Genomic DNA, 6,508 nt, shown 5'->3' with positions numbered 1-6,508 from the left:
GCTGACGGCCTGCGGGGTCAGCCCGGTCCGCTCGGCCAGTTCGAGCCGGCTGATGCCCTCCGCCCCGGCCGCCCGCAGCAGATCCAGCACCAGCGCGGTGTTGTGGCTGCGCACCGCGAGGAGGTTCGCTCCCGTCGCCCCGCCGCTCTTCGTCCTGTTCACGCCACCATTCTCCCCACCGCTTGCACTTTGGCAACAGCGTTGCGAAAGTAGGACGCATGACTGGTACCCCCCTCCGCGTCGGCCTGGTCGGCTACGGCCTCGCAGGCTCCGTCTTCCACGCCCCGCTGATCGCCGCGACCGAGGGCCTCGCCCTGGACACGGTGGTCACCTCGAACCCCGAGCGGCAGGAGCAGGCCCGCGCCGAGTTCCCGGACGTCCGCGTCGCCGGTACCCCCGACGAGCTGTTCGACCGGGCCGACGAGCTGGACCTGATCGTCATCGCCTCCCCGAACAGGACGCACGTCCCGCTCGCCGGCACCGCGCTCAAGGCGGGCCTGCCCGTGGTCGTGGACAAGCCGTTGGCGGGTACCGCGGCCGAGGCCCGCGAGCTGGCCGCGCTCGCCGAGGAACGCGGCCAGCTGCTGTCGGTCTTCCAGAACCGCCGCTGGGACAACGACTTCCTGACCCTGCGCGGGCTGCTGGAGGCGGGCGAACTGGGCGACGTGTGGCGCTTCGAGTCCCGTTTCGAGCGCTGGCGCCCCCAGCCCAAGGGTGGCTGGCGCGAGTCCGGCGACCCGGCAGAGATCGGAGGTCTGCTCTACGACCTCGGCAGCCATGTCGTCGACCAGGCCCTGGTCCTCTGCGGCCCGGTCACCGAGGTGTACGCCGAGACGGACATCCGCCGCCCCGGCGCCGAGACCGACGACGACACCTTCATCGCGCTCACCCACGCGAACGGCGTCCGCTCCCACCTCTACGTCTCCGCCACGACGGCCCAGCTCGGCCCGCGCTTCAGGGTGCTCGGCTCGCAGGCGGGCTACGTGAAGTACGGCCTGGACCCGCAGGAGGCCGCCCTCCGGGAAGGCCTGCGCCCCGGCCCCAAGTGGGGAGCCGAGCCCGAGTCCCTGTGGGGCCGCCTGGGCGCCGGCGACTCCCCGCTGACCGGCGGCGGCCGTGCCGTACCGACGCTGCCCGGTGACTACCCGGCCTACTATGCGGCCGTGGCAGCGGCCCTGACCGGCGCCGGCCCCAACCCGGTGACCGCGCTCGAGGCGGCCGCCGCCCTCGACGTACTGGAAGCTGCCCGGCGCTCCGCCCGCGACAAGGTGACGGTGACCCTCTGATGCACCACCCGCAGATCACCCCGAAGTTCGCCCCCGAGATCACCCCGAGCGTGGAGGAGCTGGAGGCACAGGAACGCCGTCTGGTCTTCAGCCGGTTCACCTACGAGGACGCCTGGGCCCTCGGCTCCCTCCTGGTCGAGCTGGCCAGGGAGCGCCAGGCGCCGGTCACCATCGACATCCACCGCGCCGGCCAGCAGCTCTTCCACGCGGCGCTGCCCGGCTCCACGCCCGACAACGACGCCTGGATCGCCCGCAAGCGCCGGGTGGTGGAGCGCTTCGGCGCCTCCTCCTACCTGGTCGGCACCCGCTTCCGCGCCAAGGGCACGACGTTCGAGGAGTCCTCCCGCCTGGACCCGGACACCTACGCGGCGCACGGCGGTTCGTTCCCGGTCCACGTCGAGAACGTGGGCATCATCGGCACGGTGACCGTCTCCGGCCTGCCCCAGCTGCAGGACCACCGCTTCGTGGTGGAGGCGCTGGAGCAGTTCCTGGGCGAATAGCCCGTGCGCAGGATTATCGCGCGGCTCTCTCCGGTTGGCACCGACGTGCACGACGATCACGGCACGACACCCACCCGGAGGGAACGGACCCGATGAGCGAGTCGACGAGCAGCGCGCGCATCTTCAAGGAGACGATCGGCCGGTACGGCGTCTGGAGTGTGGGGCTCCGCTCGGAGGACCCGGCCCGGCGCGGCGACATCGCCGAAGCGGCCGCGGAGCTGGAACAACTCGGGTACGGAGCAGCCTGGCTGGGCGGCAGCAGCGCCGTCCGGCATGCGGTGCCGCTCCTCGAAGCGACGTCCCGGCTGGCCGTCGGCACGAGCATTCAGAGCATCTGGCAGTACGACGCCGAGGCGAGCGCGGCCGGCTTCGCGGAGGTGGAGTCGGCCCACCCCGGCCGCTTCCTGCTCGGCCTCGGCGTGAGTCACGCCAAGCTCGCGGACCAGTACCGCCGCCCGTACTCGGCGCTGGTCGCCTACCTGGACGCGCTGGACGCGGCCGGCGTTCCGGCCGAGCGCCGGATCCTGGCGGCCCTCGGCCCGAAGACCCTGGAGCTGTCCCGGGACCGGGCGGCAGGCGCGATCCCCTACCTCGTCACCCCCGAGCACACCGCCCGGGCCCGCGAGATCCTGGGCGACGAGCCGCTGCTGGCCCCGGAGTTCGCGGTCGTCTGGGAGACCGCCCCGTCCCGCGCCCGCGCCCTGGCCCGCGACCACCTGGCGCTCTACCTCTCGCTCCCCAACTACACCAGCAGCTTCCTGCGCATCGGTTTCACCGAGGACGACCTGGCCGACGGCGGCAGCGACCGCCTGGTCGACGCGCTGTACGCATGGGGCGACGAGGACCGGATCCGGGACCGCGTCAACGCCTTCCACGAGGCGGGCGCGGACCATGTGGCGATCCAGGTGGTGGACGGCGGCTCCCGCGACGCCCTTCCCAGGGAGGTATGGCGCCGCCTGGCCGCTCTCCTGGGCTGAGCGGCCGCGGCTCAGACCGCGGCCTGACCGCCGCTCCGCGCCGGGCAGTCGCGCAGCAGCTTCCTGATCTGCCCGGCGCGGTCGGTACCCGGAAGCATCTGGTTCATGCGGCGTTGCAGCAGGGCCCTCGTCTCCTCGTCCAGGTACTCGCAGTTCCCCCGGAACACCTCGCGCAGCGCCTTGAGCGCCCAGTACTCGTTGAACGGTTTGTCCTCGGACACCGCCGCCTCGGCGAGTGCGCGTCCCCACGCCGGATCCGGATTGGCGTACAAGTACGCGGCAGCGGCCAGTCGCAACCCACGGTCGTCGCTGTGGAGATGGCTCTCGACGTCGAAATCCGGGGCGCCTCGCAGCAGACCGATCATCTCGTCCACCACGTCGGACATCGCCTGTGTCCTCGCCTGCCCGCTGGACATGGTCCACCGGATCTCGTTGTACCGCGCCGCCAGCCGACCGACGGGATCGGTCGGCACCGACACGGCGGCCTGGCCGGACTGCGCTCTGCTGAGCGCCTCCCGCACCCCGTCGGCCAGATCGTCCGTCGTCTCCTGATGCCTTGCCTCGACCTCCCGCGTCTCGCGGATGGCCTCCTGCGCGGTACTCCGGGCCTCCTCCACCTGGCGCTTCAGCGTGATCCCGAATCCGGAGATCTCGGAGAAGAAGACGCCCAGGAGCACCAGGATCACGAGGCCGAGGACGACCATCGGAGGGTCCGTCATCTGCGGGTGCCGACAGACCCTGACGACGTTCCCGTTCGAAGCCAGCTGCTGGTCGCACACCTCGGTGGTGAAGAACACGACCATGGCCGCGCCCGCGGCGAGGGTCACCAGCGAAGCGGCCGCCCGCTGGAGCGGCCTGACTCCTCTGCGACCGGTCGTCGAGGTCCGATCAGCTCCCGTCGCGACCATCCCCCACCCTTCGGCCGAGCCGACATCGACGCCATGGTAGCGGCGAGACCTCGGCGCCTCAGGCGTCCTTGAGTTCCTGCCGCTGCCGCCCGAGCCCCGCGATCTCCAGCTCCACGACATCCCCGGCCCGCAGGAACGGCTTCGGCTCGGGCTGGCCGAGCGCAACGCCCGCCGGCGTACCGGTGTTGATGACGTCACCGGGGTACAGGGTCATGAACTGGCTGACGTACCGCACGACTTCCGCGACCGGGAAGATCTGCTCGGCCGTCGTACCGTCCTGCTTCAGCTCACCGTTGACCCACAGCCTGAGCGACAGGTTCTGCGGGTCCGGCACCTCGTCCGCCGTCACCAGCCACGGCCCCAGCGGGTTGAACGTCTCGCAGTTCTTCCCCTTGTCCCAGGTCCCGCCCCGCTCGATCTGGAACTCCCGCTCGGACACGTCGTGCGCGACCGCGTACCCGGCGACGTGCGCGAGCGCCTCGTCCCGGGACTCCAGGTAGCGGGCCGTACGCCCGATGACGACGGCCAGCTCCACCTCCCAGTCGGTCTTGGCGGACCCGCGCGGCACGAGCACGGTGTCGTTCGGCCCGACGACCGTGTCCGCGGCCTTGAAGAAGATCACCGGCTCGGCGGGCGGCTCCGCCCCCGTCTCGCGGGCGTGGTCGTGGTAGTTGAGACCGATGCACACGACCTTGCCGATCCGGCCGAGCGGGGGCCCGACCCTGAGGCCGGCCGCGTCCAGCGCGGGCAGCTCGCCGGACTCGGCCGCCGCCCGTACCCGGCCGAGCGCGCCGTCGTCGGCGAGCAGCGCCCCGTCGATGTCGTCCACGATCCCGGACAGGTCCCGCAGGATCCCCTCGGCGTCGAGCAGCGCGGGTCGCTCCGCACCGGCCGTACCGACTCGCAGCAGCTTCATGGTCACAATCTCCCTCGATCGCGGGCGCCCGACCGATGGGTGCAGCCATCGGAGGACTGGTCGATCCTCCAATCCGGCCGTCCAGTCCGCAATACCTTGTTCACGGACTGGACCGTAACCACACCCCCGGTGAGCCGGCTCAGCGCCCTCGGTGACCCGGCTCAGCGGTAGAGCGCGGCTCGCTCCACCGCGCTCCAGGTCGTACTGGTGACGACGTACAGCGCGGCCGCGAGCGGCACCACCGCCACGGTGACGAGGGTGAAGAAGGACATGAACGGCATGACCTTGTTGATCGCGCCGAGCCCCGGCACCTGCTCCCCGTCGCCTGCCGCGACCGTGACCGGGTTCTTGGCCGTCATCAGTTTGGTGCGCCGGTAGTTGAAGGCGGCGACGGCCGCGACGAGGGCGAAGAGCGCGAGGTAGACGAGCCCGGCCGAGCCCAGGACCCCGCCGTCGGCGAGGGCGTCGGCCCAGCGTCCGCCGAGCGGCGCGGCGAACAGGGAGTGGGTCAGCAGTTCGTTGGCCTCACCGCCGATCGAGGTGTTGGAGAAGAGGTGGTAGAGGAGGAAGAACGCGGGCAGCTGGAGCAGGCTGGGCAGGCAGCCGGAGAGCGGCGAGACCTTCTCCTCGGCGTGCAGTTCCAGCACCGCCTTCTGCAGCCGCTCGGGGTCCTCGGCGTGCTTCTTGCGCAGCTCGGCGATTCTCGGCTGGAGTTCGGCCCGGGCGCGCTGGCCGCGGGCGGCGGCCCGGGACAGGGGATGCACGAGCAGGCGTACGAGCGCGGTGAACAGGACGATCGCGGCGGCGGCCGCGGAGGCGTGGAAGAGCGGCTGGAGCAGGTCGGCGAGCTGCTCGACCAGACGGGCGAAAACGGACATGGGTGGACCCTCCGTGGCGGGGTGTGTCGTCGTGCCGGTGTGACCGGAGATGGCATGGCGGCATGACGACCCGCACGCGGGTCACGTGACGGATCACGCAACGGTGGCCGGTGGTGCCCTACGCGCAGGTCGTCGCGAGGGCGTGTCCGGGGGCCCGGGGCCGGCGGCGCCCCGAGGCGTCGGGGTCGCGCTGGGGCAGGAAGGCCGTACGGCGGGCCCGGTCGCGTATCGCCGTGCGGACCCGGGTGGGCGGGACGGCGGGTGCGCAGCGGGCGGTGATCAGCGAGCAGACGGCGAGCGCGGAGCCGGCGGCGGCGGTCGCGGCGAGCGCGACGGCGGTGGAGAGGCTGCCGGTGTCGAGGAGCGCTGCCTGGAGCAGGAGCAGGTTCACCAGGACGAGCAGCAGGGCGACGGGACGCGCAACGGCGACACGACTGCGCACCCTTGCCTCCCCCCTCCGCTGACCTGCGGTTCTATGCGGTTCTACTCTCTGCCTCTCGGTTATACAGGATCGATCTCCAGGGGCTCCACCAGCCTCTTCGGCTTGAGCAGCGCCCTGCTGACCGGATCCGCCGGGTCGGGATCGAGTCCCGCGCCCGGCACCATGACAACGTCCGCGACGGGCACGACAGTTCCGCAGACGGGACATTCGCCGTACGACCCGAGTTCCGTGCCGCACTCCGCGTGCCGGAAGAACCGCAGCTGGGTCTCCTGGAAGTGCTCCCGCCCCCACAGCCCGAGAGCCCGAAGCGCCGGCCACAGCGCCGTACCGCGCTCGGTGACGACGTACTCCTCACGCGGCGGCGCCTCCTGGTACCGGCGCTTCTCGAGGATCCCCTCCTCGGTGAGCGCCTTCAGCCGGGCCGAGAGGACCGCGCGCGGGATGCCGAGGTGGACGAGGAAGTCGTTGTAGCGCCGGACGCCGTAGATCGCGTCGCGGACGACGAGGAGCGTCCACCGCTCGCCGACGACCTCGAGCGCGCGGGCGATCGAGCATTCCTGCGTCGCGTAGTCCTTGCCCAGTGCCATGGCGTCCACCTTAG

The 6,508-nt window shown here is 71.7% G+C and carries 8 protein-coding genes and 1 pseudogene; 3 read left to right on the top strand and 6 right to left on the bottom strand.

Annotation, left to right across the window (positions count from 1 at the left end; all coding sequences use genetic code 11):
- Positions 1 to 162, bottom strand: a pseudogene (locus ABZ471_RS19740) (ROK family transcriptional regulator); the annotation flags it as partial.
- A 56-nt stretch (positions 163 to 218) separates the two neighbouring features.
- On the opposite strand from ABZ471_RS19740, the gene ABZ471_RS19735 reads away from it, so the two are divergent.
- The 3 genes from ABZ471_RS19735 (at position 219) to ABZ471_RS19725 (ending at position 2,763) form a co-directional block, all read left to right on the top strand.
- Complete coding sequence (locus ABZ471_RS19735; RefSeq protein WP_359068045.1) at positions 219 to 1,286, top strand: Gfo/Idh/MocA family oxidoreductase; 1,068 nt, start codon at positions 219 to 221, stop codon at positions 1,284 to 1,286.
- Positions 1,286 to 1,786, top strand: coding sequence for a heme-degrading domain-containing protein (locus tag ABZ471_RS19730; protein ID WP_359068044.1), 501 nt, complete (start codon positions 1,286 to 1,288; stop codon positions 1,784 to 1,786). Before ABZ471_RS19735 ends, ABZ471_RS19730 begins: the two co-directional genes overlap by 1 nt.
- 92 nt (positions 1,787 to 1,878) lie before the next feature.
- Positions 1,879 to 2,763 (top strand): LLM class F420-dependent oxidoreductase, encoded by an 885-nt coding sequence (locus tag ABZ471_RS19725; protein WP_359068043.1) that lies wholly within the window; start codon positions 1,879 to 1,881, stop codon positions 2,761 to 2,763.
- 11 nt (positions 2,764 to 2,774) lie between these two features.
- Here the strand turns inward: ABZ471_RS19725 and ABZ471_RS19720 are convergent, their stop codons facing one another.
- The 5 genes from ABZ471_RS19720 to ABZ471_RS19700 all read right to left on the bottom strand — a co-directional run bounded on the left by ABZ471_RS19720 (position 2,775) and on the right by ABZ471_RS19700 (position 6,494).
- A complete protein-coding gene (locus ABZ471_RS19720; protein WP_359068042.1) occupies positions 2,775 to 3,671 on the bottom strand; it encodes a hypothetical protein in 897 nt (298 codons plus the stop codon).
- Positions 3,672 to 3,729: 58 nt separating this feature from the next.
- The gene (locus tag ABZ471_RS19715; RefSeq protein ID WP_359068041.1) at positions 3,730 to 4,587 is read right to left on the bottom strand and encodes a fumarylacetoacetate hydrolase family protein; all 858 of its coding nucleotides are present in this window, start codon (positions 4,585 to 4,587) and stop codon (positions 3,730 to 3,732) included.
- A gap of 161 nt (positions 4,588 to 4,748) precedes the next feature.
- Entirely contained in the window at positions 4,749 to 5,465 is a 717-nt protein-coding gene (yidC, locus tag ABZ471_RS19710) for a membrane protein insertase YidC (RefSeq protein ID WP_359068040.1), read from the bottom strand.
- A gap of 118 nt (positions 5,466 to 5,583) precedes the next feature.
- Positions 5,584 to 5,907: a DUF6412 domain-containing protein gene (locus tag ABZ471_RS19705; protein ID WP_359068039.1), complete on the bottom strand. Its 324-nt coding sequence runs from the start codon at positions 5,905 to 5,907 to the stop codon at positions 5,584 to 5,586.
- Positions 5,908 to 5,966: 59 nt separating this feature from the next.
- Positions 5,967 to 6,494 (bottom strand): helix-turn-helix domain-containing protein, encoded by a 528-nt coding sequence (locus ABZ471_RS19700; protein ID WP_359068038.1) that lies wholly within the window; start codon positions 6,492 to 6,494, stop codon positions 5,967 to 5,969.
- Positions 6,495 to 6,508 lie beyond the last annotated feature (14 nt).

The sequence above is a fragment of the Streptomyces sp. NPDC005728 genome, assembly GCF_040630895.1.
Taxonomy (GTDB): Bacteria; Actinomycetota; Actinomycetes; order Streptomycetales; family Streptomycetaceae; genus Streptomyces.
Note: the sequence above shows the minus strand (reverse complement) of the source record. Positions and strands in the feature narration are given on the sequence as shown.

What these genes read in the sequence shown, in the direction of transcription:
- ABZ471_RS19700 (WP_359068038.1), bottom strand. Translation starts at nt 6,494, where the DNA reads ATGGCACTGGGCAAGGACTACGCGACGCAGGAATGCTCGATCGCCCGC.
- yidC (WP_359068040.1), bottom strand. Translation starts at nt 5,465, where the DNA reads ATGTCCGTTTTCGCCCGTCTGGTCGAGCAGCTCGCCGACCTGCTCCAG.
- ABZ471_RS19720 (WP_359068042.1), bottom strand. Translation starts at nt 3,671, where the DNA reads ATGGTCGCGACGGGAGCTGATCGGACCTCGACGACCGGTCGCAGAGGA.
- ABZ471_RS19735 (WP_359068045.1), top strand. Translation starts at nt 219, where the DNA reads ATGACTGGTACCCCCCTCCGCGTCGGCCTGGTCGGCTACGGCCTCGCA.
- ABZ471_RS19725 (WP_359068043.1), top strand. Translation starts at nt 1,879, where the DNA reads ATGAGCGAGTCGACGAGCAGCGCGCGCATCTTCAAGGAGACGATCGGC.
- ABZ471_RS19730 (WP_359068044.1), top strand. Translation starts at nt 1,286, where the DNA reads ATGCACCACCCGCAGATCACCCCGAAGTTCGCCCCCGAGATCACCCCG.
- ABZ471_RS19715 (WP_359068041.1), bottom strand. Translation starts at nt 4,587, where the DNA reads ATGAAGCTGCTGCGAGTCGGTACGGCCGGTGCGGAGCGACCCGCGCTG.